We start from the raw sequence: 25,071 nt of genomic DNA, 5'->3' as shown, positions 1-25,071 counted from the left end.
CCGCACGCGGGCCGCTCAGGCGGTGGTCCGGTCCGGGGCCACCGCCACCTCCTCGCGCTCGTGCGACAACCGGTGCGGCCACCACACCTTCCGCCCCACGTCCAGGAACAGCGACGTCACCAGGATCGAGCGGACCACGAAGGTGTCCAGCAGGACGCCGAGCGCCACCGCGAAGCCGATCTCGGCGAAGCCCGTCATCGGCAGCGTGCCCAGGACCGCGAAGGTGCCCGCCAGGACCAGACCGGCCGAGGTGATCACGGCGCCGGTGGCGGCCAGGCCGGTGACGACGCCCGGACGGGTGCCCTGGCGGGCGGCTTCCTCGCGGATGCGGGTGGACAGGAAGATGTTGTAGTCGATGCCCAGGGCGACCAGGAACACGAAGACGAACAGCGGGAAGTCGGTGGCCTCGCCCGCGTAGTCGAAGACATGGCGGAACGCGAGCGCGCTCACGCCCAGCGCCGCCGCGAACGACAGCACCACCGTCACGATGAGCAGCAGCGGCGCCACCAGCGCCCGCAGCAGGATCCCCAGGACGCACAGCACCACCACGAGGACCAGCGGGATGACCAGCTTGTTGTCGTGCGTGGTGGCCTTCTCCATGTCCAGGACGGAGGCCGTGCCGCCGCCCACCTTGGCGTCGGCGCCCGGCACCGCGTGGACCGCGTCCCGTACGCGGACGACCGTCTGGTGCGCGGCCGAGCTGTCCGGGCGCGCGGTCATGGTGGCTTCGAGCAGGACCTTGCCGTCGTGCTCGGCGGCGGTGCCCGGGGGCGTACCGATCGAGGTGGGCACCACGCCCGGGGTGGCGGCGACGGCGCGGCCGACGTCCGCCGCCTTGTCCGCCGAGGCGACGATCACCAGCGGGTCCCCGCTGCCCGCCGGGAAGTGGGCGGCCTGCACCTCCTGGCCGACGATCGAGTCGGGTTTGCCGGTGAAGGAGTCCGCGTTGCTCAGACCGTTCGCCTTCAGCTGGAACAGGCCGAAGGAGAGGGCCGCGAGGATCACGGCGGTGGTGACCCAGACCGTGCGCGGACGGACCGCGATCCGGCCGCCGACGCGCGCCCACACGCCGTGGGCCGTCGGGTCGGGGGAGCCGAAGACGGGCCGGGCCGGCCAGAAGATCCAGCGGCCGAAGATCACCAGGAGGGCCGGGAAGAGCGTGAGCATGGCGAGCAGCGCCACGCCGACGCCGATGGCGGCGACCGGGCCGAGCCCCTTGGTGGAGTTCATCTCGGCGGTCATCAGCACCAGCATGCCGAGGATGACCGTGGCGCCGCTGGCGAGGACCGCGGGTCCGGCCCGGTGCAGGGCCAGTGCCATCGCCTCGTGCCGGTCGTCGTGGCGGCGCAGTTCCTCGCGGTAGCGGGAGACGAGCAGCAGCGCGTAGTCGGTGCCCGCGCCGAAGACGAGCACGGTCAGGATGCCCGCGCTCTGCCCGTTGACGGTCAGACCCGCGTGCCGGGCCAGCAGATAGATCAGCGCCTGCGCGGCGGAGAGCGCCCAGACCACCGAGATCACCGGCACCAGGATCAGCGTCGGACTGCGATACGTGATCAGGAGCATCACCACGACCACCGACAGCGCCGAGAAGAGCAGCGTCGAGTCGATACCGGAGAAGGCCTTGGCGAAGTCGGCCGAGACGCCGCCCGGGCCGGTGATGTGTACCTGGAGCCCGTTCTGCGTGGTGCCCGACTGGTTGCGTACTTTGTCGACCGCGTCCGCGATGTGGTTCCAGCCGTTCTTGTCCAGCTTGATCGGCACGAGGATCTGCGCGGCCGTGGCCTTGGCGTCGAACTGCGGGCCCTGGACGCGGGCGCCCTGGATCCCGTCCGCGCTCAGCGCGCGCATCGCCGCCGCGTCCGTGTTGATCTTCTGCTTGTCGGCGAAGGTGAGGCCGCCGTCGCGCGCGTACACGACGATCGCCGGGACCTCCTCGGGCCTGAACGCCTTTGCGGAGTTGAAGACTTGGGTGGACTCGGCGCTGCCCGGCAGCCACGAGGTGGCGTCGTTGTCCTGGGCGTCGGTGAGCTTCTGGGCCAGTGGGAAGGCGACCGCGACGACGATCAGCCACAGGATCAGGACGAGCCATTTCGTACGGCGTCCGCAGACCAGCCATGCCACCCCGCGCGGGCCCGGGCCCTGCCCGGTCGCTCCGGGGCGTTCCTGATCGCGGTTCTGGTGAGTGTGAGCGTCGGACATCACGTCCCCCATGGCCCCGCGTTCGGCGCGGGGTGCCGCTCCCGAGATGGCCTGAATCACCAGGATTGCACGGAGCGTCCCGGTCCGGCGAGTCGTAGGACAGGTGTACGTCGGACAGGTCGGCGGCCCCGAATCCGTACCGTGGCAGGCAAGTGGTGCGAGGCATGGCAGGCTTGGGGCATGGCTCAGATCAACCCCAGCATTCTCTCCGCCGACTTCGCGCGCCTCGCCGAGGAGGCCAAGGCCGTCGAAGGCGCCGACTGGCTGCACGTGGACGTCATGGACAACCACTTCGTGCCGAACCTCACGCTCGGCGTGCCGGTCGTGGAATCCCTCAGCCGGGCGACGGAGACCCCGCTGGACTGCCATCTGATGATCCAGGACCCGGATCGATGGGCCCCGCAGTACGTGGAGGCGGGGGCCGGATCGGTCACTTTCCACGCCGAGGCCGCCGCAGCGCCCGTACGGCTGGCGCGGGAGATCCGGGCCAAGGGGGCACGGGCGTCGATGGCGCTCAAGCCCGCCACGCCCATCGAGCCGTACGAGGACCTGCTGCCCGAGCTGGACATGCTGCTGATCATGACGGTGGAGCCCGGATTCGGTGGTCAGCCGTTCCTGGACATCATGCTGCCGAAGATCCGCCGCACCCGGGAGCTGATCTCCAAGCACGGCCTCGAACTGTGGCTCCAGGTCGACGGCGGCGTCTCGGCCACCACCATCGAGCGCTGCGCGGAGGCGGGCGCGGACGTCTTCGTCGCGGGCTCGGCCGTATACGGAGCGAAGGACCCCGCCGAGGCGGTGCGTACCCTGCGCAACATGGCGGAACAGAGCACGGCGAGCGCCCCATGGGCATGCGGCCACTGAGCCACGGCTCGGTGAACGCGGCCCTACGGGGCTGATCAAGGACCGTTGGATCTGACAGGATGAACAGCGAGTCCAGAGTGTGAACAGCAGTGAGGAGATCGCGGTGTCTGCAATGTCGGCGGGTCGGTCAGCCCTGCGGATGGGACCCGCGGAGCTGGTGCAGGCGGCGGCCATGGCCCGCCGCTTCTACCTGGAGGGCAAATCCAAGATCCAGATCGCCGAGGAGTTCGGCGTCAGCCGCTTCAAGGTGGCCCGGGTCCTGGAGACCGCCCTGGAGCGCGACCTGGTCCGGATCGAGATCCGTGTCCCGGCCGAGCTGGACGCGGAGCGCTCGGACGCGCTGCGCGCCCGGTACGGGCTGCGGCACGCGGTCGTCGTCGAGTCCCCGGAGGCCGGCGAGGACGAGTCGTCGCCGGACCCGGAGAACCTGGGCGAGGTGGCCGCCGACCTGCTCGGCGAGCTGGTCAGCGAGGGCGATGTGCTGGGCCTGGCCTGGGGCCGGTCCACCATCCACATGGCGGCGGCCCTGGACCGGCTGCCCCCGTGCACGGTCGTGCAGCTCACCGGTGTGTACGACGCGGGCACCGCAGAGCGCGGCTCGGTCGAGGCCGTACGGCGTGCCGCCCAGGTGTCCGGCGGTGACGCCCACCCGATCTACGCGCCCATGCTGCTGCCGGACGCGGCCACCGCGGCCGCGCTGCGCAACCAGACCGGGATCGCGCGGGCCTTCGAGTACTTCGACAAGGTAACGGTCGCCGCGGTCTCGATCGGGTCGTGGGAGCCGGGCATCTCGACGGTGCACGACATGCTGACCGACGAGGAGCGGGCGCACTACGCCTCGCTCGGCGTCGCGGCCGAGATGTCCGCGCACCTCTTCGACGCCGACGGCCGCCGGGTCGGCCGCGACCTCGGGGAGCGCTGCATCACCGTCGAGGCGGACCGGCTGCGCCGGATCCCGGAGGTCGTCGCGATCGCCGGGGGCCAGCGCAAGGCGTCGGCGATCGACGCGGTGCTCCGGTCCGGCCTGGTGACCAGCCTGGTCACGGACACGGCCGCGGCGGACTTCCTGCTGCACGAGACGGGGCCGCAGCCCCGCCCCGCGCTCGACCGTGCGGACCCGGACGGTGACTGAGCCCTGGGGTGCCCGGGGTCTGTCGACCCAGGGCACCCGGTGAGCCGTACCGGCTAAATCCCGTACACCCGGCGGGAGTTGTCCGCCGCGATCAGCCGCTCCACCCGGGCCGCGTCGCCCCGCGACCACGCCCCCGACGCCGTCCACGCGGCCAGCAGCTCGTCCAGGCCCTCCCGGAAGAGGCGGGCCCCGACCACGTACAGCTCGGGGAGCCCGTACGCGTCGGTGGAGAACAGGAGCTTGCCGAACGGGGTGAGTTCCAGCATCTCGGCCAGTACGGCCCCGGCGCGGGCGCCCGTGTGGCTCAGGGTGAGGCCCATGTCCGCGTACACATGCGGATAGATATGGGCGAGATAGGCGGCATTGCGGTGGTACGGGTAGCCGTGCAGCAGGATCAGCGGGGTGCCCGACGCGCGCGAGGCGCGGATGAAGTCGGTCAGGAGCAGCGGGTCGCAGCGCTGCAGCCGTAGGTCCGGGTCGCCGAAACCGGTGTGCAGCTGGAGCGGCAGGCGGGTGTGCACCGCCGACCAGAGCAGATGGCGCAGCAGCACCGGATCGGTCAGACGGCCGCCCGCCGGACGTTTTTTCAGCCATTTCGCGGCGGCGTCGCGCACATCGGCCAGCGCGGGCGGCTCGGGGGCGAGATCCAGGCCGTGCCGGTAGGCGGCGACCGACTTGAAGCCGACGGCCTGCGTCGCCGCCGACCGGATCGCCGCCGCAAGCTCGGCGAGAAAGCGGTCCGCGTCCCGGGCCGTGTTGGCCACCCGCTCGGCCAGCAGCTCAAGCCGGACGATCTCGTGCACCGGGGCCCCGCTGAGCTCGGCGAGCTCGCCCGGGGTCGTCAGGTCGCCCGGCAGTCCGGTGTCCATGAGGTAGCCGCCGATGCCGCTGCCGCCGAGCAGCAGTCGCGTCGCCTCCACGGCGCCGAGCTCGCGCCGCCGGGCCAGATAGCGCTCCGGCGAGCTGTGCGGCTCCAGGCCCAGCAGCGGCGGGCACCAGCGGCGCACCGCGAAGCCCAGCTGCGTGTCGAAGAAGCTGGTGCCGGGCGCGGCGGGCGCGTCCGCCTCGGTCAGGAACGCCTCGAAGGCGCCCAGGTCGGGGTCGGTGCGCAGCACTCCGTGGCAGTGGTGGTCCAGGAGCGTGCCCTCCGGGATCTCCCCGGGCGTCTCATGGGGCATCCCGGGCGTCTCGTGGGCCATTCAGTACCGTCCCCGCGTCGCGTCCGCGATCTCCTGCGGGGACTTGCCCTCGAACAGGGCCGCCTCCGCGTGCCGCACGGCCGCGAACGCCTCGAAGAGCCTGGTGCCCATGGCCTCGCGCAGCATGTCCGAGGCGATGAAGTGGGCGAGCGCTTCCGGAAGAGAGGCGGGCAGGCGCCGCTGGCCGCTGTCGCGCGCCGGGTCGCCCGAGACCGGCTCGGGCAGCGACGCCTTGGCGTCCAGTCCCGCGAGGCCCGCCGCGATCACCGTGCCGACCACGAGGTACGGATTGGCAGCCGGGTCGAAGCACTTGACCTCGGCGTTGGCCGCGTCCGGGTCGTCGGGGGCGCCCGCGATGAAGCGGAGGGCGGCCTCCCGGTTCTCCAGCCCCCAACACTGGAACGCGCCGGCCCAGCGGGAGGGTTCCAGGCGCAGATAGCTGGCGGGGGAGGGGGCGCCGACGGCGAGGAGGGCGGGCAGGGCCGCAAGGATGCCCGCCAGGAACGCCTCGCTGGTGGCGGTCATGGCGAACGGGCCGTCGCCGCCCCGGCACAGGTTGCGGCCGTCCTGCCACAGGCTGAGGTGGAGGTGGCCGCCGTTGCCGACGCCGCCCGCCGTGACGATGGGGCCGAAGTAGGGGGTGAGTTCATGCCGTACGGACACCGCGCGGATCGTCTCGCGCACCAGCACCGCCAGATCCGCCGCGCCCACCGGATCGCTGGGCGCCACCGACACCTCGAACTGGCCCTCGTTGTACTCGGGATGGATCTGGAGCACCTTGACGCCCTGGTCCACCAGTGCGGTGACCACATCGTTCATATACGCGGACCGCTCCACCAGCCGCGCCATGCCGTACGCCGGGCCTTCGAGGGTGGGCGAGACCGTCCACTCCGTCTCGAAGCCCATCCGCAGCGAGATGCCCCGCTCGGCGGCCCGCTCGGTCATCCGGCGGGCGAACAGCCGCTGGCAGCCCGGGTGTTCGGCGCCCGCCTGGTCGTAGCGGTCCACCGGCGCCCAGGCCCAGCCGGGCTGCGCGGCGAGCGTGGTCAGCCGGTCCAGGTCCGGGAAGAGCCGCAGATCGCCGTCCGGGCCGCCGCTGTCGCGGCTGGCGGTGGCCGAGTCGTCCACCAGGAAGACGTCGAAGCACGGCGACGCGCCGACCCCGCGCGCGACGGCGGCGGCGAGACGGGCCGTGGGCACGGCCTTCACCCGGGCGATGCCCGCGTTGTCCACGAAGGTCAGCGCGACCGCCTGGACCCCCTCCGCGCCCAGCCGTGCCGCCTCCTGTCGTGCCCGCTGCTCGTGTTCCCGTGTCTGTTGCGACCGCACTTGATTCAATCCCTCCCGGCGCGCAGCGCGACCACTGCCGCGACCGTGTCGGCGTCCGAGGCCTTCTTGTCCTCGCGATAGCGCACTACCCGCGCGAACCTCAGTGTCACCCCCTCCGGGTAGCGGGACGATCTCTGCACCCCGTCGAAGGCGATCTCGACGACGAGTTCCGGCCGAACCCGCACACCCCACGGCTCCTCGGCCACCGCCAACTCCCGCAGCCGTGTCGTCTGCCAGGCCAGCAGGGCATCGGTCAGGCCCTTGAATGTCTTGCCCAGCATGGCGAACGAGCCGTCCGGGCGGCGCGCGCCCAGATGCAGGTTGGAGAGCGTTCCGGTGCGTCGCCCATGCCCCCACTCGGCGGCGAGCACCACCAGGTCGAGCGTGTGCACCGGCTTCACCTTCAGCCAGGCGGCACCCCTGCGGCCCGCGCTGTACGCCGATTCCAGCTCCTTCACGACCACGCCCTCGTGACCGCGCTCCAATGTCAGGGCCGCGAACTCCCGTGCCGCCTCGCGCTGTTGGGGATCGCCCGGATCCTCGACCGTCACCCGGCGTACGCGTCGGGGCTCGGGCGTCACGCGGGCGAGCTCGGCGCCGCGCTCGCGTACCGACAGATCGAGCAGGTCGCGCCCGTCGACGTACAGCAGGTCGAAGAAGACCGGAAACAGTGGCAGCTGGGCCTGCGCACCCGCCACATCGAGCCGGGAGCCCACCCGGCCCGCGATGTCCTGGAACTGGCGCGGCCGCCCCTCGGGGTCGAGCGCGATCACCTCGCCGTCCAGAATCGCCCGCCCGGCCGTCAACTCCCGTGCGGCGGCCACCACTTCGGGCAGACGGTCGGTGATGTCGTCCAGCGTACGGGTGAAGACGCGCACCTCGTCGCCGTCGCGGTGCACCTGGACCCGGATCCCGTCCAGCTTCTCCTCCACCGCGCACGGGCCGAGCCGGTCGAGCGCGTCGTCCACGTCCTTGGCGGTCTGCGCCAGCATCGGCAGGACGGGACGGCCCACATCGAGCCGGAACGCGGCAAGCGCTTCGGCGCCGCCGCCGAGCAGCGCCTCGGCGACCGTGCCCAGCGAGCCGCCCAGCATCACCGCGCGCCGTACATCCGCCGCCGAGGTGCCGGTCGCCTCGGCGAGCCCGTCGACGGCGGCCGCGTCCAGGGCGCCCTGGCGGACCTCGCCGGTGATCAGGCCGAACAGGAAGCGCTGCTCGTCCTCGGTGGCGGCGGCCATCAGCTCCCGGGCCAGCCGCCCGCGTTCGCCCTGCGCGCCCTTTCCGGCGACGGCCGACACGCGGTCCAGGGTCGCGTCGACCTCGCGGACCGTGAGAGTGGGGGTCTCGGCGGGCGGCGGGCGGTCCTTCAGCGTGCTCCAGCCGAGCCCGGTGCGGCGCTGCGGCAGCCGTCCGGCGAGATAGGTGACCACCAGCGCCGCCTCGTCGGGCGCGGTGTCCCGGAACAGCCCGGCGAGCAGGGCGGACTTCTCCGTACGGGAGGACGTCGCCGCGATCTCCCGGGAGGTTCTGGCCACGTCGGCGAGGAGCATGTCCCCATCGTCACCCGGCGGGTTCGCGTCCGCAGTCCCGCGATGGGACCATCGTGCGCATGCTCACCAGGTACGCCCGAACGACCGTCCCCGTCCTGCTCGCGTGTCTGGCGCTGCTGCTCACGGGCTGCGGCGGCAAGTCGAAGCACGACGTGAAACCATCCGGATCCACCGCCTCCAGCGCCGCCGCGACACCCGGCTGGGTCAAGGGCATGGCCACGGTCCGCGCCGCGCAGCTGCCGACGGAGGCGCAGCAGACCCTGAAGCTCATCGACCAGGGCGGCCCGTTCCCGTACGCCAAGGACGGCACCGTCTTCGGCAACTTCGAGAAGGCCCTGCCGCAGCAGAAGCGCGGCTACTACCACGAGTACACCGTCATCACCCCCAAGTCGCGCGACCGGGGCACCCGCCGTCTGATCAGCGGCCAGAGTGGCGAGATCTACTACACCGGCGACCACTACAAGACGTTCAAGGCGGTGCTGCGATGACGGCCGACGCGTTCGACGGCGTACGGGCCAGTGGCTGGCAGGTCGACGTCCTCGACCTCACCGGGGTCGGCGACAAGGCGGGCTTCATGGACCGCTGCGCCCGCGCGCTGCGGCTGCCGGAGTGGTTCGGCCGCAACTGGGACGCCCTCGCCGACTGCCTGGGCGACCCCGACTGGGGCCCCGCCCGGCCCGGTCGGCTGCTGGTCGTGACCGGCTGGCAGGACTACGAGAAGGCGCAGCCGGACGAGTGGCTGACCGCACGCGAGGTGCTGGCCGAGGCGGCCGTCACGGGCGCCGACGGCACCCTCGCCGTGGTGCTCGCGCTCGGCGCCTTCGGATGATCGCACCAGGCGCCCTGCCCGAGTCCTGGACGATCGGCCCGGGCAGCGCAATCGTGTCGACATGGGACAATGAAGTACGTGCGTTTGGCCCCGGCTGAAATGCCTGGGGTAACTCCGATCGACTGGGATGTTCTGCACGTGCGTTTCCTCAACGACATCAAGCCGCCGTACGACCTCACGTACGACGATGTGTTCATGGTGCCGAGCCGCTCCGCGGTCGGTTCCCGCCAGGGCGTGGACCTCTCCTCGCCCGACGGCACCGGCACCACGATCCCGCTCGTCGTCGCCAACATGACGGCGATCGCGGGCCGCCGCATGGCCGAGACCGTGGCCCGCCGCGGCGGGCTCGTCGTCATCCCGCAGGACATTCCGATCGAGGTCGTCACCGACGTCATCACCTGCGTCAAGACGCGCCACCACGTGCTCGACACCCCGATCGTCCTCGCCCCGACGCAGACCGTCGCCGACGCGCTGGCGCTGCTGCCCAAGCGCGCCCACAACGCGGGCGTCGTCGTCGACGGCGACCACCGGCCCGTCGGCGTCGTCACCGACGAGGACCTGACCGGCGTCGACCGCTTCACGCAGCTCTCCGAGGTCATGTCCAAGGACCTGCTGCTGCTCGACGCGGACATCGACCCGCGCGAGGCGTTCAACAAGCTCGACAACGCCAACCGCCGCTACGCCCCGGCCGTGGACAAGGACGGCCGCCTGGCCGGCATCCTCACCCGCAAGGGCGCCCTGCGCGCGACCCTGTACACCCCGGCCGTCGACGCCAACGGCAAGCTGCGCATCGCCGCCGCCGTCGGCATCAACGGCGACGTCGCGGGCAAGGCCAAGCAGCTCCTGGACGCCGGCGCCGACACCATCGTGGTCGACACCGCGCACGGCCACCAAGAGTCGATGATCTCCGCGATCAAGGCCGTCCGCGGCCTGGACCCGCAGGTCCCGATCGTCGCGGGCAACATCGTCGCCGCCGAGGGCGTCAAGGACCTCATCGAGGCGGGCGCCGACATCATCAAGGTCGGCGTGGGCCCCGGCGCCATGTGCACCACCCGGATGATGACGGGTGTCGGCCGCCCGCAGTTCTCCGCCGTCCTGGAGTGCGCCGCCGAGGCGAAGAAGTACGGCAAGCACGTCTGGGCCGACGGTGGAGTGCGCCACCCGCGCGACGTCGCCATGGCGCTCGCCGCCGGTGCCTCCAACGTCATGATCGGCTCCTGGTTCGCCGGTACGTACGAGTCCCCGGGCGACCTCCAGCAGTCCGCCGAGGGCCACCTGTACAAGGAGTCGTTCGGCATGGCCTCGGCGCGCGCGGTCCGCAACCGCACCAGCGACGAGTCGGCGTACGACCGCGCCCGCAAGGCGCTCTTCGAGGAGGGCATCTCCACCTCGCGCATGTTCCTCGACCCGACCCGGCCGGGCGTCGAGGACCTGATCGACTCGATCATCGCGGGCGTGCGGTCGTCTTGTACGTACGCTGGCGCGAGCTCGCTGGCCGAGTTCGAGGAGAAGGCCGTCGTGGGGATCCAGTCCGCCGCTGGTTACGCGGAGGGTAAGCCTCTGCACGCCAGCTGGAGCTAGTGCTCCGGGGGCCGGTTATTCGTCTGCGGGTCCGCTGTGGCTGGTCGCGCCCACGCGGCGGAGCCGCACAATGTCACAGCCCCGCACCCCTAAAGAGATGGCCCCCGCGCTGTGCGCGGGGGCCATCTCTCATACGTGGGGCCCCAGGGCCTCTGTCACCGCCGCTGCGATCTTCCGATGCCCCCTGTCGTCGGGATGCAGGCCGTCCGTCAGGTCTGCCGGGGTGAGCAGGTCGCGGCCGGCGAGCGCGTGGAGGTGGCTGTCGCCGTCTGCGATGCGATCCCGCGCCGCGTCCTCCATCGCCCCGCGCAGCTCCGTCAGCGTCGCCCCCACCGTGTTCGGCGTCTGCTCGGCCGCCGGGCGCAGTAGCGGGGAGATCAGCAGCAGAGGCGTGTGCGGGTGGCCGCGGCGCACCATGGACAGGAAGTCCCGGGTCCGCGCGTACAGCCGCCGCGCCGAACAGGGCGCGCCCGACCAGCAGTTGGTGCCGAACGCCAGGGTCAGGACGTCGGCGGGCAGGGCGGCCAGCTGCTCGGCGGTGGCGAGTTCGCCGTGTGCGCCGCCCGCGTACCCCAGATTGACGGTGTCCAGGCCGAGCGCGCGTCCGGCCACCGAGGGCCAGGCGTGGGCGGGGCGGGTCGACCACCAGCCCTCGGTGATGGAGTCGCCGTGCACCAGCCAGCGGGGCGCTGCGGGCACGGGCGCGAGCGTGCCGCCGACGCCGCGCACGGCCAGGACCACGGGCGCCATGGCCTCGGGCGGATGGACTGTGAACTGGCCGTCCGCGCCAGGGAGTTGGAGGCGTGCGACCGCCTCCCTCGCCGGTGCCACCGTCGTCTCGCGCACACATCCGCCGTCCGCCCAGAGCGCGAAGGTGTGGGCCAGCGCGGACAGGGACTCGCCCGGCGCGGGCACCGCCGCGCGGTAGCGGATCTCGACCGCCGACGCCCCCTCTGCGGCGAATTCCAGCCGTACTCCTATCGGCAGTCCGGCCCGTTCGGCGGTGGCCCAGGGCAGCCGGGCCAGGTCGGCCGGATCGGCGCGGACCGCCCGCCCCGACGCGTCCCGCCAGGCCACTCCGCGCAGAAACGGCTCCGGGTCCAGCCAGGTCATCGAACGCCTCCTTCGCCGCCCGCACGGACCCCACTCCTACCCCGCCGCCCGCGAACGATGTAGCCCCACGACGAAGCCCCACGACAAAGCCCCTTGACGCATGGATCGAACGCTGATGCGCAACAAACACCCATGCGTCGCCCTTGTGCGCAATGATCATTCACCGATGCGCAAGGTTGCTGCATTACGACTGAGAAGCGGAACCTCGTATGGTTCTCGCGATACGTGGAGTGGCGGCGACCGCCTGCTCGGCGGTACCGGCCACGGTGTGCTTCAGTCATGCCCGATTTGCCCCTTCGTGCGCGAAGGCCGGAACGTCGCGGTCGTCGCTGTCCCCAGGCAGCGACAAGGAGCCCTCTGAAGTGTTGGACCACGGCACAGCGCCCCCCTCCGCAGCAGCACCGACCACCGGGGCCCCGCGACCCGGCAATCCGCTGCTGCGGCGCAAGCCGGTAGAACTGCTGGTCGCCGAGGGTGGCAAGGGCGAGGGCGGCACTCTGCGCCGCACCCTCGGCATGTGGCAGCTGACGATGATCAGCATCGGCGCCACGCTCGGCACCGGCATCTTCGTCGTCCTCGGCGAGGCCGTCCCCAAGGCCGGACCCGCCGTCACGATCTCCTTCGTGCTCGCCGGACTCACCGCACTCTTCTCGGCGCTCTCCTACGCCGAGCTCGCGGGCTCCATCCCCGTCGCGGGCTCCTCGTACTCGTACGCTTACGCAACGCTCGGCGAACTCGTCGCCTGGATCTGCGGCTGGTGTCTGATCCTGGAGTACGGAGTCTCGGTGGCGGCGGTGGCCGTCGGCTGGGGGCAGTACCTCAACGAGTTCCTGGACGGCACGATCGGCGTCACCATCCCCGACGCGCTGTCCGCGCCCCCCGGCGACGGAGGGATATTCAACCTGCCGGCCCTGCTCGTCGTCGTCCTCGCGATGGGCCTGCTGCTCGGCGGCGCCCGCGAGTCGGCACGCGCCAACACCATCATGGTCGGCGTGAAGATCGCCGCCCTGGTGCTCTTCTGCGTGATCGGCTTCATGGGCTTCAAGTCGGGCAACTACTCCGACTTCATGCCGCTCGGCCGGGCCGGTATCAGCGGCGCCGCCTCCACGCTGTTCTTCTCCTACATCGGCTTCGACGCGGCCTCCACGGCCGGTGAAGAGGCGAAGAACCCCAAGAAGGACCTGCCGCGCGCGATCATGCTCTCGCTGGTCATCGTCACCGCGCTGTACGTCCTCGTCGCCTTCGTCGCGGTCGGTGCCCGCCCCTGGAAGCAGTTCCAGGGCTCCGAGGCGGCGCTCGCCGGAATCATGAAGGACGTCACCGGCCACTCGTTCTGGGCCACGCTGCTCGCGGCCTGCGCCGTGATCGCCATCGCCAGCGTCGTCCTGACCGTGCTGTACGGCCAGACCCGCATCCTCTTCGCGATGTCCCGCGACGGTCTGGTCCCCAAGGTGTTCGCCAAGGTCAGCCCGCGCAGCGGCACGCCGGTCGCCAACACGGTCGTCGTCTCGCTGTTCTGCGGTGTGCTCGCCGCCGCCGTGCCGCTCGGCAACCTCGCGGACGCCACCAGCATCGGCACGCTCTTCGCCTTCGCGCTGGTCAACATCGCGGTCATCGTCCTGCGCAGGACGCGCCCCGACATGCCGCGCACGTTCCGGGTGCCGCTCGGCTGGGTCGTCCCGATCCTCGGCTTCGCCACCTGCGGCTACCTCATGTGGAACCTTTCCGGCATCACATGGCAGTACTTCGGATACTGGATGGCCGCCGGTCTCGTGATCTACTTCGGATACGGCATCCGCCGCTCCCGACTGGCCACGGCCTCGGACACCGTATCCGCAGAGAAGTGATCCACCCGCAGTGCGACTCAATGACCTCGACGAGCGCATCGTCCACGCGCTCGCTGAAGACGCCCGCCGCTCGTACGCCGACATCGGCTCGCTGATCGGCCTGTCCGCGCCCGCCGTGAAGCGGCGCGTGGACCGGCTGCGCGCCGAAGGGGCCATCACCGGATTCACCGTCCGGGTGGACCCGGCGGCGCTCGGCTGGGAGACCGAGGGGTTCATCGAGATCTACTGCCGTCGCAACACCTCGCCCGAGTCCATCAAGCGCGGGCTTGAGCGGTACCCCGAGGTCGCGTCCGCCTCCACCGTCACCGGTGAGGCGGACGCGATCGTCCAGGTCTTCGCCTCCGACATGCGCCACTTCGAGCGGGTCCTGGAACGGATCGCGGGCGAGCCGTATGTGGAGCGCACCAAGTCGGTCCTGGTGCTCTCGCCCCTGCTCAGGCGCTTCTCCTCGGGCTCGCCCGCCTGATCCTCCTGATCTTGAAGGCGCGGGGGGCGTCAAGGCCGCGTCAGGGCCGCGCAACGAATCGCCGCCCAGGGCCCCGGACGCGCAACGAATCGTTCTCCGGCGCGCAACAGTCGTGCCTTGTCGGGGTAGAACGGTGGAACGTACCGTCTAGGTGACCCCTTCAACCACTTTCGCCTCCGAGGACTGCCATGCCCCCGCTGCGCACCGCCCTGCTCCAGAGCTCCGGCCGCCCCGGTGACGTCGCCGCGAATCTGAAGGTGCTGGACGAGGCCGCGGGCAGGGCCGCTGCCGCCGGGGCCGGGCTGCTCGTCTGCGCGGAGATGTTCCTGACCGGCTACGCCATCGGGGACGAGGTGCCCAAGCTGGCCGAGGCCGCCGACGGGCCCAGCGCGCAGGCCGTCGCCGAGATCGCCGTACGCCACGGGCTCGGGGTCGTCTACGGCTACCCGGAGCGCGACGGCGAGAGCGTCTACAACTCCGCACAGCTCATCGGCCCCGACGGCACACGCCTGGCGAACTACCGCAAGACCCATCTCTTCGGCTGCTTCGAGCAGGAGTGGTTCACGCCGGGCGAGACACAGGTCGTCCAGGCCGAGCTCGGCGGGCTGCGGCTCGGGATGATGATCTGCTACGACGTGGAGTTCCCCGAGAACGTCCGCGCGCACGCGCTGGCCGGCACCGACCTCCTCCTGGTGCCCACCGCGCAGATGCACCCCTTCCAGTTCGTCGCCGAGTCCGTGGTGCCGGTGCGCGCCTTCGAGAACCAGATGTACATCGCGTACGTCAACCGGACCGGCCCCGAGGGCGAGTTCGAGTTCGTCGGGCTGAGCTGTCTGGCCGGACCCGACGGAACCGCCCGGGCTCGCGCGGGCCGCGAGGCCGAGCTCGTGATCGGTGACGCCGACCCCGAGTTCCTGGCCGCCTCACGCGTGAACAACCCGTATCTGCGCGACCGCCGCCCCGGCCTCTACACCTCCCTCGTCTGACCCGGACCCCTCCGGCCGCCCCCACCCCCTCTTCGTCCTGCGCAAGGAGTCCGTACCCCATGACGTCCACGGTGCCCACCGCCGTCCCGCACACCGACGGCCAGCCGCCGATCACCATGTTCGGTCCGGACTTCCCCTACGCGTACGACGACTTCCTGGCCCACCCGGCCGGGCTGGGGCAGATACCCGCGACCGAGCACGGCACCGAGGTCGCCGTCATCGGCGGCGGGCTCTCCGGCATCATCTCGGCGTACGAGCTGATGAAGATGGGCCTCAAGCCCGTCGTGTACGAGGCCGACCAGATCGGCGGACGGCTGCGCACCGTCGGCTTCGAGGGCACCGGCACGGACGAGCTGACCGCCGAGATGGGCGCGATGCGCTTCCCGCCGTCCTCGACGGCCCTCCAGCACTACATCGACCTCGTCGGCCTGGTCACCGAGCCGTTCCCGAACCCGCTGGCCGAGGCGACCCCCTCGACGGTCGTCGACCTCAAGGGCGAGTCGCACTACGCCGAGACGATCGCCGACCTGCCGCAGGTCTACCGCGACGTCGCCGCCGCGTGGAACGCCTGCCTGGACGAGGGCGCCGACTTCTCGGACATGAACACCGCCATGCGCGAGCGCGATGTCCCGCGCATCCGCGAGATCTGGGCGAAGCTCGTCGAGAAGCTGGACAACCAGACGTTCTACGGCTTCCTCTGCGAGTCCGAGGCGTTCAAGTCGTTCCGGGCCCGCGAGATCTTCGGCCAGGTCGGCTTCGGCACCGGCGGCTGGGACACCGACTTCCCCAACTCCATCCTGGAGATCCTGCGCGTCGTCTACACCGAGGCCGACGACCACCACCGCGGCATCGTCGGCGGCTCCCAGCAGCTGCCGCTGCGGCTGTGGGAGCGCGAGCCGCAGAAGATCGTGCACTGGGCGCAGGGCACCTCGCTCTCCTCGCTGCACGGGGGCGCGCCGAAGCCCGCCGTGACCCGGCTGCACCGCACCGCGGGCAACCGGATCACCGTCACCGACGCGTCCGGCGACATCCGTACGTACCGGGCCGCGATCTTCACCGCCCAGTCCTGGATGCTGCTTTCGAAGATCGAGTGCGATGACTCGCTCTTCCCGATCGACCACTGGACAGCGATCGAGCGCACCCACTACATGGAGTCCTCGAAGCTGTTCGTTCCCGTGGACCGGCCGTTCTGGCTGGACAAGGACGAGGAGACGGGCCGGGACGTCATGTCGATGACGCTCACCGACCGGATGACCCGTGGCACCTACCTGCTCGACAACGGGCCGGACAAGCCCGCCGTCATCTGCCTCTCGTACACCTGGTGCGACGACAGTCTGAAGTGGCTGCCGCTGTCGGCGAACGAGCGCATGGAGGTCATGCTCAAGTCGCTCGGCGAGATCTACCCGAAGGTCGACATCCGCAAGCACATCATCGGCAACCCGGTGACCGTGTCGTGGGAGAACGAGCCCTACTTCATGGGCGCGTTCAAGGCGAACCTGCCGGGCCACTACCGCTACCAGCGACGCCTCTTCACCCACTTCATGCAGGACACGCTGCCCGAGGACAAGCGCGGCATCTTCCTCGCGGGCGACGACATCTCCTGGACGGCCGGCTGGGCCGAGGGCGCGGTGCAGACGGCGCTGAACGCGGTGTGGGGCGTCATGCACCACCTCGGCGGCGGCACGGACGCCACCAACCCCGGCCCGGGCGACGTGTACGACGAGATCGCGCCGGTCGAGCTGCCGGAGGACTGATTCCGGCTCGCGGTACGGGACTTGAGGGCCCGGGGGCTGTTGCCCCCGGGCCCTTCGCGTTCCGCCCGCCGACCGTGCGGGGTCGGACTACAGCCCCGCCGCGCGCACCTGCGTGTACACCTCCGCCGCCACGTCCTTCAGCTCCTCCGCGTCGCGGGGCGTGGCCTGGAGGTCGATCAGGAACTCGCCTATGCCGTCGTGGGCATGGGCCACCAGGTCCTCGACTATCTGGGCGGTGCTGCCGGTGAAGGGCGGGCGGTCGGCGCCGTCGTACGGCTTCGGCATATGGCGCGCGTTGACCCGGGCACACACCTCGACCGGGCGCTCGCGGCCGCGCTCGGCGGCCAGGGCCTGGATCCCGGTCCACTCCTCGGCGAGCTGCGCGGCTCCCATGGCCCCCGGCATCCAGCCGTCCGCCCGGTCGATCAGGCGGCGGGCCGCCTTCGGGCTGCCCGCCGGCAGATACACCGGGATCGGCCGGGCCGGCTTGGGGCCGACCTCGGAGGGGGCGATGGTCGTCAACTCGCCCTCGTACGAGACGGGGTCCGCGCCCCACACGGCCGCGAACACGTCCAGCGTCTCGTCGAGCACCTTGCCGCGCTTCTCGAACGGCGCCACGGACGCCGCCGCGTACTCGTCGTGCGACCAGCCCGTGCCGATCCCCGCGACCACCCGGCCGCCGCTGGCCGCGTCCAGGGTGGCGAGCGAGCGGGCCAGCTGGAACGGGATGTGCAGCGGCGCCACCAGCACGCTGGTGCCGAGCCGCGCGCGCTCGGTGGCCGCGGCGGCGAGCGCGAGGCAGACCAGCGGGTCGGCCACCGACCGGTAGGCGTCCGGCCAGGCCAGGCCCGGCACCCCGTACAGCCCCTGGGTCGCCGGGGTCGGGAAGATCACCCGCTCGAACACCCACAGGCTCTCGTAGCCCGTCTCCTCGGCGGCGCGCGCCACGGCCGGGATGTCACGGCCGATGTCGTACTGCCTCATCTGCGGGATGCCGAGCCCGAGCCGGATTGCCATGGGAGAACTCCTCGTACCGAAGAAGGGCCAACGTGAGGCGTCAGCAGGCACCGCCCCACCAGGCCGACGCCTGCGTCCATCCTCTCCCTGAACTCCCGGGACAGGTCCGGAAGTTCCCGCAGTCGCCACAGCAATCGCGCCGAAGACCAGGCGGCGTCCCTGGCCCGCTCCAGGCTCCAGGACGCCAGCAGATGGGTGAGCGGGTCCGCGACCTCCAGCAGGTCGGGCCCCGGCATCAGCTCCTCGCGGACCCGCTCCTCAAGCGCCACGAGCAGGTCGCCCACCCGGTCGAAGTCGTCCTCCAGATCGGCCGGTTCGCACGCGAGGCGGTGGCAGCTGTCGACGACGGCGAGCGCCAGGTCGTGCCCGATGTGCGCGTTGATGCCGCAGAGAGCGAACTGGAGCGGGCGTACGCCCGGGTGGCGGCGGTACTGGAACAGCGGCCGCCAGCAGGCGGGCGGGCGCAGGCCCGTCGCCACCGCGTCGACCGCCCGCAGATACCGCCCGGCGAACAGCACGTCCAGCGTCGCGGCGGCCCGGGGGTCGGCGAACGCGCCCCGGGTGAGGCTCCGGCCGATCTCCTCGGTGACCGCCAGATAGACCCGGTTGAAGACGGCGAGCCCGTCCTTGGGCGGCAGGCTCGCGCGCAGCGCCCGCATCCGCGCCACCACGGTGTCCACCGAGACGTCCACCGACGGCCCGGCGAGGCCCGTGCCACCGGCCAGGAGCCCCGTCCCACCTGCCAACTGTTCGATCTGCGCCATGAGGGCAGCGTCCCAGCCCTACGCTTTACCGGACGCCGCCGGGCCCGGGGCTTCCCCGGAACGGGTGAACGTGGGGCCATCGCACCTGTGGGGGAGGGGAGTTCACGGTGACCGGGACGCCGGACACGCGCGCGCACAGACGCCGGGCCGCCCGGCGCCGGGCCGCACGGCGCAACGCCATGGTGGGGTTCGCCTTCGCCGTCGCGGCGGTCGGTGCCGTGGCGGGCGCGGTCTCCGCCCTCGGAGGCGGTGGCGGCGTATCGGCGCGGCCGCAGGTGACCCGGTCGCCCACCCTCGCGCCGCTGCCCGCAGTGCCCTCGCCGTCCCCCACGCGCGCGTCCCGCGTGCCGCGCCCTTCGCACACCCCGGAGCCGTCCCCTTCTCCGAAGCCTTCCCCGTCGCAGCCGCCGGAGGCCGTCTCCGCCGCGCTCTACCGCTCGCCCGACTCGCAGGTGCTCGACTGGGTCCAGGCCCATCCCGACGACCCGAGGCGACCGTTGATCGAGCGGCGGATCGCGGACCGGCCCGCCGCGGTCTGGTTCACCGAGTACGACCCGGACCGGATCACCGGGGAGGTGCGACAGGTGACGTCGGCGGCCGCCGACGAGGGCCGGGTGCCGGTGCTCGTGCCGTACGCGATTCCCGGCCGGGACTGCGGCGGCGCGTCCCAGGGTGGCGCGCCTGATCTCGCCGCGTACGACGGATGGATCCGGAACTTCTCGGCGGGGCTCGGTCGTTCACCGGTCATCGTCATCCTGGAACCCGACGCGATCGCCCAGTCCGACTGCCTCTCGGACGGTGACCGCACCGCCCGCTTCGCCTCGCTGGCCGGTGCGGGGCGCGGCATCCACGCGGCCGACCCCCGCGCCAGGGTGTACTTCGACGCGGGCCACTCCGGATGGCACGACGCCGAGGAGATGGCCGCCCTGCTGCGCGCGGCCGGTGCGGCCACCAGCAGCGACGGCATCTTCACCAATGTGTCCAACTTCCGCGCCACGGCCGACGAAGTGGCGTACGCACGGCGGGTGCTCGCCGGGCTGGGCGGTCCCGCGCGGCTGGGCGCGGTGATCGACACCAGCCGCAACGGCCGGGGCGCGCCGCCCGACGGCCAGTGGTGCGACCCGGCCGGCCGGGCGCTGGGGCGTGCCCCGACGACGGACACCGGCGAGGAGCGGATCGACGCGTACCTGTGGGTGAAGCTGCCCGGCGAGTCCGACGGCTGCCGGGGCGCGGCGGGCAGCTTCAGCCCCGAGTACGCCTACGAACTGGCGCGCTGAGCCGCTTCGGCCGTGGCCTCGGCGTCCTCGTCGTACGACGACGTGCCCTCGTCGAGCAGCGGCTCCTGCTCCTTCATGTGGGCCGGGGCCAGGGCGCGCAGCACGTGGTAGCCGGTGATGACCACGATGGTGCCGAGGGCGATCCCGCTGAGCTGGAAGTTGTCGGTGAACTTCAGGGTGACGCCGCCGATGCCGATGATGATGCCCGCGGCGGCCGGGACCAGGTTGAGCGGATTGCGCAGGTCGACCTTGGCGTTGATCCAGATCTGGGCGCCGAGGAGGCCGATCATGCCGTACAGGATGACGGTGATGCCGCCGAGGACGCCGCCCGGGATCGCGGCGACGATCGCGCCGAACTTCGGGCAGATGCCGAAGAGCAGCGCGAAGCCGGCGGCGGCCCAGTAGGCGGCCGTCGAGTAGACACGGGTGGCGGCCATGACGCCGATGTTCTCGGAGTACGTGGTGTTGGGCGGACCGCCGACGGCGGTGGAGAGCACCGAGGCCGCGCCGTCGGCGGCGATCGCGGTGCCCAGCTTGTCGTCGAGGTTGTCGCCGGTCATCTCGCCGACGGCCTTGACGTGTCCGGCGTTCTCGGCGACCAGCGCGATCACGACGGGCAGCGCGACCAGGATCGCGGACCATTGGAAGCTCGGGGCGTGGAAGGACGGCAGCCCGATCCACTCGGCCTTGCCGACGCCGGAGAGGTCGAGCCGCCAGTGGTCGGTGGCCGCGCCCGCGCCCGGCACGGAGTGGATCTTGCCGAAGACGCGGTCGAAGAGCCAGGAGATGCCGTAGCCGAAGAGCAGGCCGAGGAAGATCGCGACCCGGGACCAGAAGCCGCGCAGACAGACCACGGCGAGCCCGGTGAAGAGCATCACCAGCAAGGCCGTCCACTGGTCCTGCGGCCAGTACGTGGCCGCGGTGACCGGCGCCAGGTTGAACCCGATCAGCATGACCACCGCGCCGGTCACGATCGGCGGCATCGCGGCGTGGATGATCCGCGCGCCGAACCGCCGTACCGCCAGGCCCGCCACGAACAGCACGGCACCGACGACGAGGACCGCGCCGGTGACGGTGGCGCTGGTGCCGCCGGTGGCCCGGATCGCGGCCGCGACGCCGACGAAGGAGAGGGAGCAGCCGAGATAGCTGGGCACCCGGCCCTGGGTCGCCAGCAGGAAGATGACCGTGGCGACACCGGACATCATGATCGCGAGGTTGGGGTCCAGGCCCATGAGCACCGGCGCCACGAACGACGCGCCGAACATGGCCACCACGTGCTGGGCGCCGAGCCCGATGGTCCGGGGCCAGGAGAGCCGTTCGTCCGGGCGTACGACGGCACCCGGGGCGGGGGTCCGCCCGTCACCGTGCAGGGTCCAGCGCACGCCGAGGCCCATGAATTCGCTCCAGTTCGTTCCGTGCTGAGAAGAATCAGCGCAATTTTAGTGCGAGGGCAGGTCCCATCCGTGAATCCTGCGCGGGGCATTGTCACCCGGAAGTGCCAGCTCTCCGCTCACGCGGTCGTGTTCATGAACAGTGTTCAGCTATCTGACGACAGGTTCCCCGCTCGCAACACGCTCGCCCCCACCACCAGCCCCACCGCCAGCACCGTCACCACCCCGAACGACACCACCAGCGAGCTCAGATCGGCGATCGTCCCCATGGCCGACGGGGCGATCAGGCCCGACGTGTACGTGATGGTGGCGACGCCCGCGATCGCCTGGCTCGGGTTGGACCCGCCCCGCCCCGCCGCCGCGAACGCCAGCGGCACCACCACCGCGACCCCGAGCCCGATCAGCGCGAACCCGCCCATGGCGACGGCGGGTCGGGGCGCGAGCACCACGAGCATCCCGCCCGCCGTCGCCAGGACGCCCCCGCACCGCACGGTCCGTACCGCCCCGAAGCGGTCCACGACTCTGTCGCCCGCGATCCGCGCCACCGCCATGGTCAGCGTGAACGCCGTGGTGCAGGCGGCCGCTAGGCCCGCCGAAGTGTCGAGGGAGTCGCGCAGATAGACCGCCGACCAGTCGAGGCTCGCGCCCTCCGCGAACACCGCGCAGAAGGCGACCAGGCCGATGATCACCGCTGACCGGGGCGGCAGGGCGAAGCGCGGCGGTGGCGCCTCGTCGGGTGCGCTGCGCAGATCCAGTACGCGGCCGCAGGCCAGCGCGCCGAGCACGGTCAGGACCGCCGCCGCCACCGCGTGGTGGACGCGTGCGTCGGTGCCGGTGTGCGCGGCCAGGGTGCCGGCCGCCGAGCCGAGCAGGGCGCCCGCGCTCCACATGCCGTGCAGCCCGGACATGATGGACCGGCCGAGCCGGGCCTCCGTCTCGACGCCCAGCGCGTTCATCGCCACGTCCGACATGCCCGAGCTCGCCCCGTACAGGAAGAGCGCCCCGCACAGCGTGTAGACGTTCGGGGCGAGCGAGGGGAGCGTGAGGCCCAGGGTCCACAGCGCGAGCAGTCCGCGCAGCGCCCGGCGCGAGCCGAAGCGATGGGTGATCGCGCCGGAGAGCGGCATCAGCAGCGAAGAGCCGATCGCGGGGAACGCGAGTGCCAGGCCGAGCTGGCCGGTGGAGATTCCGGCGTGCTCCTGGATCCAGGGGACGCGGGTGGCGAAGTTGCCGGTGACGGCGCCGTGCACGCAGAACACCGCGGCTGTCGCGATCCGCGCCCGCCGCAACTGGCGTATGTCGTCGTCCACTTGGGTCGCCAATCCGCCCGAGCCTTCCCCTCGCTCCAGAAGAAAGTTTGGGGCCCGGCGGCGGCAAGGGCCGTTTTGCGCCGCCGGGCGTTCGGGGGGCGGGGGTTCAGCAGGCGCCGAGGTCCTGCCAGACGCCCCAGTCGCCGGTGGTGCCGGGCTCGTCGCCCTTTGTCCACCACTTCGACTTCCAGGTGTGGGACTTGTACGAGACGGTCGTGGCGCCACCGTACTCGGCCGTGGCCGACCAGGCAGGTGCCGTGCACGTGCCGCCCGACGGAGTGGGGGTCGGAGTCGGAGTGGGGGTCGGGGTCGGCGACGGGGTCGGGGACGTCGTGCCCGGGTCCACCGGCGTCGCGCCCCGCGTGAGGTCACCGGCCAGCGCGTACGTCTGACCGCCGAAGCTCACCGTCCAGTTGGACGGGGTCGAGACCGGCAGGTAGTAGACGAAGTCCAGCGTCACCGAGGCGCCGGGCGCCAGTGTCTGCCAGGCCGGGAGCTTCAGCGAGACACGGTTGTAGTCGCCCTTCAGACCGCCCACATTGCTGCCGCTGTGGTCGCTGCGGACCACCGTCGTACCGAATCCGGACTGGTCCTTGGCGTTCGCCGGGGCCGAGGTCCCGTAGTCGAACTGGAACTCCGTGCCGCCCGGCAGCGTCGCCGTGGTGTTGTTGGTGATCGTCACCTTGGGGCTGATCGGGTAGTTGGAGTCGCCGAGCGGGAACTGCCCGAAGTCCACGCCGATGTCGAGCGCCCGCGTCGGCAGATCGATGGTGGAGCGCTTGGCGCCGTACGGAGTGGCCGACTTGAACTTGTCGTACATCGCGCTCGTCAGCGTCGAACCCGGCTCGTACTGGCCCTTGGCCGCGTTGTACCGGTAGTCGCCCGCGAGCTCCCACACCATGGTGCCGCCGATGCCCTTGTCCACCACGTAGTCGGCCTTGGCGTTCACCGACTGCTCGTCCTCGGTGGACAGGAACACCTTCTTCTGGTCGTTCCACAGCCAGGGCGCGACCAGCGTCGAGTCGTAGTTGCGGGCATACGTGCCGGTCAGCTTGGTGTCGGCGGGGAAGCCGAACTTGGTGACGTAGTCGCCGACCACGCCCTTCTCCAGGTTCTTGGCGTGCCACATCGGGTTGGAGCCCGCCGGGGCCTCCTTGCCGTTGGCGTCGAGGTCGTGCCAGAGGTTGTCGATTCCGGTCGCGCCGTCACCGCATTTGGTGAGCCCCGACCCCGCCGGGCAGGTGGTCGTGGCCGCCTTGCCCCACAGTCCGTTGGTCCCGCCGGCCACGTTCTGGAATCCGCGCGTGTAGTACGGCAGGCCCATGTTGATACGTCCGGCGGGCATCGAGCCACGGAAATAGTGGTACGCCCAGTCCGCGTTCAGATAGCCGGTTCCGCCGTACTGGGACGTGGAATAGACGCCCGCAGCGGCGAGTTCCGCGTCCTTGCCGTCGTCGAAGAGCGAGGCGTTCGGGCCCACGTATTCGTTCCAGGCGCCGTGCAGGTCGTACGACATGATGTTGACGTAGTCCAGGTACTTCTGGACCTGGAAGGTCTCCATGCCGCGCAGCAGATAGCCGGAGGAGGGCGCCGCGACGGAGAGCAGATAGTGCTTGCCGTCGGCCGCTCCCGCGCGGTCCAGCTTCTCGCGCAGCGACTTCATCAGCGCCGCATAGCCCTTGACCAGGCCCGCCCGGCGGGCGTTGGAGAGCGACCAGTCCAGCGGATTGCCCGCGTCCTTCATGGTCGTCGGGTATTCGTAGTCGATGTCGACGCCGTTGAACCCGTACTTCTTGATGAAGGCGACGGCCGAGTCCGCGAAGGTGTCGACGCCCGGCTGGTTCACCGAGCCGTCGGCGTTGGTGGCCATGGAGTAGAAGCCGCCCGAGCCGACGCGCTTTCCGTCGTCACCGAAATAGCCGCCGGTCTCGGCCCAACCGCCCACGGAGATCAGGGTCTTCACGTTCGGGTGCTGCTTCTTGAATTTGTTCAGCAGATTGAAATGGCCCTTGTAGGGGAGTGCGGGGTCCATCTCGGCGCCCGCGACACCGGGCCAGGTAATTCCGGTCGCCGCGTTCTTCTCGCTGTCGGAGCCGACCGAGATCTTGTTGTCGGAACCGACGTGCGCGAAGGCGTAGTTGATGTGGGTGACCTTGTCCCACGGAATGTCGGAGGCGAGATAGGCGGGGGTCCCGTCCTGGCCGGTGCGCCATCCGGTGAAGTACCCGATGACCCGGCGCTGATGGTCGGCGCCCATCTTCTCGCGGCCGTCGGTGTCGTACACGGAGCAGTACGGGACGTCGACGCCGGGCGTCTTGTAGAGCCCGTCGGGGCGACAGGACTCGTTGTCGGCGGCGTGCGAGACGCCGGTGGCGAGCGAGGAGAGCAGCAGCCCGGCGACGGTGGCACCGGTCGTGAGCAGCGTGGCTCTCGCGCGAAGGGGGGACGGCACGATCTGTTCCT

General features: G+C 71.3%; 20 protein-coding genes. 10 read left to right on the top strand and 10 right to left on the bottom strand.

What is annotated here, in order from left to right; all coding sequences use genetic code 11:
• Positions 1–15 precede the first annotated feature (15 nt).
• A complete protein-coding gene (locus BG418_RS19015) occupies positions 16–2,199 on the bottom strand; it encodes an MMPL family transporter (protein ID WP_188275105.1) in 2,184 nt (727 codons plus the stop codon).
• A 180-nt stretch (positions 2,200–2,379) separates the two neighbouring features.
• Here BG418_RS19015 and rpe point away from each other — a divergent pair, with 180 nt between their 5' ends.
• Entirely contained in the window at positions 2,380–3,063 is a 684-nt protein-coding gene (gene rpe, locus BG418_RS19010; RefSeq protein WP_188275104.1) for a ribulose-phosphate 3-epimerase, read from the top strand.
• 79 nt (positions 3,064–3,142) lie between these two features.
• On the top strand, positions 3,143–4,195 hold the full coding sequence (locus BG418_RS19005; protein WP_188275103.1) for a sugar-binding transcriptional regulator: 1,053 nt from the start codon (positions 3,143–3,145) through the stop codon (positions 4,193–4,195).
• Positions 4,196–4,248: 53 nt separating this feature from the next.
• Here BG418_RS19005 and BG418_RS19000 read toward each other — a convergent pair whose 3' ends face one another.
• Genes BG418_RS19000 through BG418_RS18990 form a run of 3 tightly spaced genes read right to left on the bottom strand, consistent with a single transcriptional unit; the run spans position 4,249 to position 8,273 of the window.
• Positions 4,249–5,394 carry an amidohydrolase family protein gene (locus tag BG418_RS19000; RefSeq protein WP_223185094.1) on the bottom strand — a complete coding sequence of 382 codons (1,146 nt, stop codon included), beginning with the start codon at positions 5,392–5,394 and terminating at the stop codon, positions 4,249–4,251.
• Complete coding sequence (locus tag BG418_RS18995; RefSeq protein WP_188275102.1) at positions 5,395–6,723, bottom strand: glutamine synthetase family protein; 1,329 nt, start codon at positions 6,721–6,723, stop codon at positions 5,395–5,397. It lies immediately after the preceding gene.
• A gap of 5 nt (positions 6,724–6,728) precedes the next feature.
• On the bottom strand, positions 6,729–8,273 hold the full coding sequence (locus BG418_RS18990) for an ATP-dependent DNA ligase (protein ID WP_188275101.1): 1,545 nt from the start codon (positions 8,271–8,273) through the stop codon (positions 6,729–6,731).
• A gap of 59 nt (positions 8,274–8,332) precedes the next feature.
• Between BG418_RS18990 and BG418_RS18985 the strand changes: the two genes are divergently transcribed.
• From BG418_RS18985 to BG418_RS18975, 3 genes are all read left to right on the top strand, one after another.
• Entirely contained in the window at positions 8,333–8,761 is a 429-nt protein-coding gene (locus BG418_RS18985) for a ribonuclease domain-containing protein (RefSeq protein ID WP_188275100.1), read from the top strand.
• A complete protein-coding gene (locus BG418_RS18980) occupies positions 8,758–9,102 on the top strand; it encodes a barstar family protein (RefSeq protein WP_188275099.1) in 345 nt (114 codons plus the stop codon). Before BG418_RS18985 ends, BG418_RS18980 begins: the two co-directional genes overlap by 4 nt.
• A 99-nt stretch (positions 9,103–9,201) precedes the next feature.
• Entirely contained in the window at positions 9,202–10,683 is a 1,482-nt protein-coding gene (locus BG418_RS18975; RefSeq protein ID WP_223185092.1) for a GuaB1 family IMP dehydrogenase-related protein, read from the top strand.
• Between the two features lie 129 nt (positions 10,684–10,812).
• On the opposite strand, the gene BG418_RS18970 is transcribed toward BG418_RS18975, so the two are convergent.
• Complete coding sequence (locus BG418_RS18970) at positions 10,813–11,796, bottom strand: GDSL-type esterase/lipase family protein (RefSeq protein WP_188275097.1); 984 nt, start codon at positions 11,794–11,796, stop codon at positions 10,813–10,815.
• A gap of 362 nt (positions 11,797–12,158) precedes the next feature.
• Between BG418_RS18970 and BG418_RS18965 the strand changes: the two genes are divergently transcribed.
• From BG418_RS18965 to BG418_RS18950, 4 genes are all read left to right on the top strand, one after another.
• Entirely contained in the window at positions 12,159–13,643 is a 1,485-nt protein-coding gene (locus BG418_RS18965; RefSeq protein ID WP_188275096.1) for an amino acid permease, read from the top strand.
• Positions 13,644–13,653: 10 nt separating this feature from the next.
• Positions 13,654–14,109, top strand: coding sequence for an Lrp/AsnC family transcriptional regulator (locus BG418_RS18960; RefSeq protein ID WP_188275095.1), 456 nt, complete (start codon positions 13,654–13,656; stop codon positions 14,107–14,109).
• A gap of 188 nt (positions 14,110–14,297) precedes the next feature.
• Positions 14,298–15,095 (top strand): carbon-nitrogen hydrolase family protein, encoded by a 798-nt coding sequence (locus BG418_RS18955; RefSeq protein ID WP_188275094.1) that lies wholly within the window; start codon positions 14,298–14,300, stop codon positions 15,093–15,095.
• A 59-nt stretch (positions 15,096–15,154) separates the two neighbouring features.
• Entirely contained in the window at positions 15,155–16,849 is a 1,695-nt protein-coding gene (locus BG418_RS18950) for an NAD(P)/FAD-dependent oxidoreductase (RefSeq protein WP_188275093.1), read from the top strand.
• Between the two features lie 87 nt (positions 16,850–16,936).
• Here BG418_RS18950 and BG418_RS18945 read toward each other — a convergent pair whose 3' ends face one another.
• Together BG418_RS18945 and BG418_RS18940 are read right to left on the bottom strand one after the other, a co-directional pair.
• On the bottom strand, positions 16,937–17,866 hold the full coding sequence (locus BG418_RS18945; protein ID WP_188275092.1) for an LLM class F420-dependent oxidoreductase: 930 nt from the start codon (positions 17,864–17,866) through the stop codon (positions 16,937–16,939).
• Positions 17,830–18,630 carry a DUF5995 family protein gene (locus BG418_RS18940; RefSeq protein ID WP_223185091.1) on the bottom strand — a complete coding sequence of 267 codons (801 nt, stop codon included), beginning with the start codon at positions 18,628–18,630 and terminating at the stop codon, positions 17,830–17,832. Before BG418_RS18940 ends, BG418_RS18945 begins: the two co-directional genes overlap by 37 nt.
• 179 nt (positions 18,631–18,809) lie before the next feature.
• Between BG418_RS18940 and BG418_RS18935 the strand changes: the two genes are divergently transcribed.
• Positions 18,810–19,907, top strand: a complete 1,098-nt coding sequence (locus tag BG418_RS18935; protein ID WP_188275124.1) for a glycoside hydrolase family 6 protein — start codon at positions 18,810–18,812, stop codon at positions 19,905–19,907.
• On the opposite strand, the gene BG418_RS18930 is transcribed toward BG418_RS18935, so the two are convergent.
• From BG418_RS18930 to BG418_RS18920, 3 genes are all read right to left on the bottom strand, one after another.
• Positions 19,889–21,301 (bottom strand): uracil-xanthine permease family protein, encoded by a 1,413-nt coding sequence (locus tag BG418_RS18930; protein WP_188275091.1) that lies wholly within the window; start codon positions 21,299–21,301, stop codon positions 19,889–19,891. The genes BG418_RS18935 and BG418_RS18930 overlap by 19 nt on opposite strands.
• A 143-nt stretch (positions 21,302–21,444) precedes the next feature.
• Positions 21,445–22,608 carry an MFS transporter gene (locus tag BG418_RS18925; RefSeq protein WP_317453695.1) on the bottom strand — a complete coding sequence of 388 codons (1,164 nt, stop codon included), beginning with the start codon at positions 22,606–22,608 and terminating at the stop codon, positions 21,445–21,447.
• A 106-nt stretch (positions 22,609–22,714) separates the two neighbouring features.
• A complete protein-coding gene (locus tag BG418_RS18920; protein WP_188275090.1) occupies positions 22,715–25,060 on the bottom strand; it encodes a chitinase C-terminal domain-containing protein in 2,346 nt (781 codons plus the stop codon).
• Between the last annotated feature and the right edge of the window lie 11 nt (positions 25,061–25,071).

The organism is Streptomyces sp. CBMA152 (assembly GCF_014596475.1).
Lineage (GTDB): Bacteria > Actinomycetota > Actinomycetes > Streptomycetales > Streptomycetaceae > Streptomyces.
Note: the sequence above shows the minus strand (reverse complement) of the source record. Positions and strands in the feature narration are given on the sequence as shown.

Coding starts and splice junctions, on each gene's coding strand:
- BG418_RS18935 (WP_188275124.1), top strand. CDS start 18,810: ATGGTGGGGTTCGCCTTCGCCGTCGCGGCGGTCGGTGCCGTGGCGGGC.
- BG418_RS18970 (WP_188275097.1), bottom strand. CDS start 11,796: ATGACCTGGCTGGACCCGGAGCCGTTTCTGCGCGGAGTGGCCTGGCGG.
- BG418_RS19015 (WP_188275105.1), bottom strand. CDS start 2,199: ATGTCCGACGCTCACACTCACCAGAACCGCGATCAGGAACGCCCCGGA.
- BG418_RS18975 (WP_223185092.1), top strand. CDS start 9,202: ATGCCTGGGGTAACTCCGATCGACTGGGATGTTCTGCACGTGCGTTTC.
- BG418_RS18985 (WP_188275100.1), top strand. CDS start 8,333: ATGCTCACCAGGTACGCCCGAACGACCGTCCCCGTCCTGCTCGCGTGT.
- BG418_RS18940 (WP_223185091.1), bottom strand. CDS start 18,630: ATGGCGCAGATCGAACAGTTGGCAGGTGGGACGGGGCTCCTGGCCGGT.
- BG418_RS19000 (WP_223185094.1), bottom strand. CDS start 5,394: ATGGCCCACGAGACGCCCGGGATGCCCCATGAGACGCCCGGGGAGATC.
- BG418_RS18945 (WP_188275092.1), bottom strand. CDS start 17,866: ATGGCAATCCGGCTCGGGCTCGGCATCCCGCAGATGAGGCAGTACGAC.
- BG418_RS18955 (WP_188275094.1), top strand. CDS start 14,298: ATGCCCCCGCTGCGCACCGCCCTGCTCCAGAGCTCCGGCCGCCCCGGT.
- BG418_RS18930 (WP_188275091.1), bottom strand. CDS start 21,301: ATGGGCCTCGGCGTGCGCTGGACCCTGCACGGTGACGGGCGGACCCCC.
- BG418_RS18950 (WP_188275093.1), top strand. CDS start 15,155: ATGACGTCCACGGTGCCCACCGCCGTCCCGCACACCGACGGCCAGCCG.
- BG418_RS18990 (WP_188275101.1), bottom strand. CDS start 8,273: ATGCTCCTCGCCGACGTGGCCAGAACCTCCCGGGAGATCGCGGCGACG.
- rpe (WP_188275104.1), top strand. CDS start 2,380: ATGGCTCAGATCAACCCCAGCATTCTCTCCGCCGACTTCGCGCGCCTC.
- BG418_RS18980 (WP_188275099.1), top strand. CDS start 8,758: ATGACGGCCGACGCGTTCGACGGCGTACGGGCCAGTGGCTGGCAGGTC.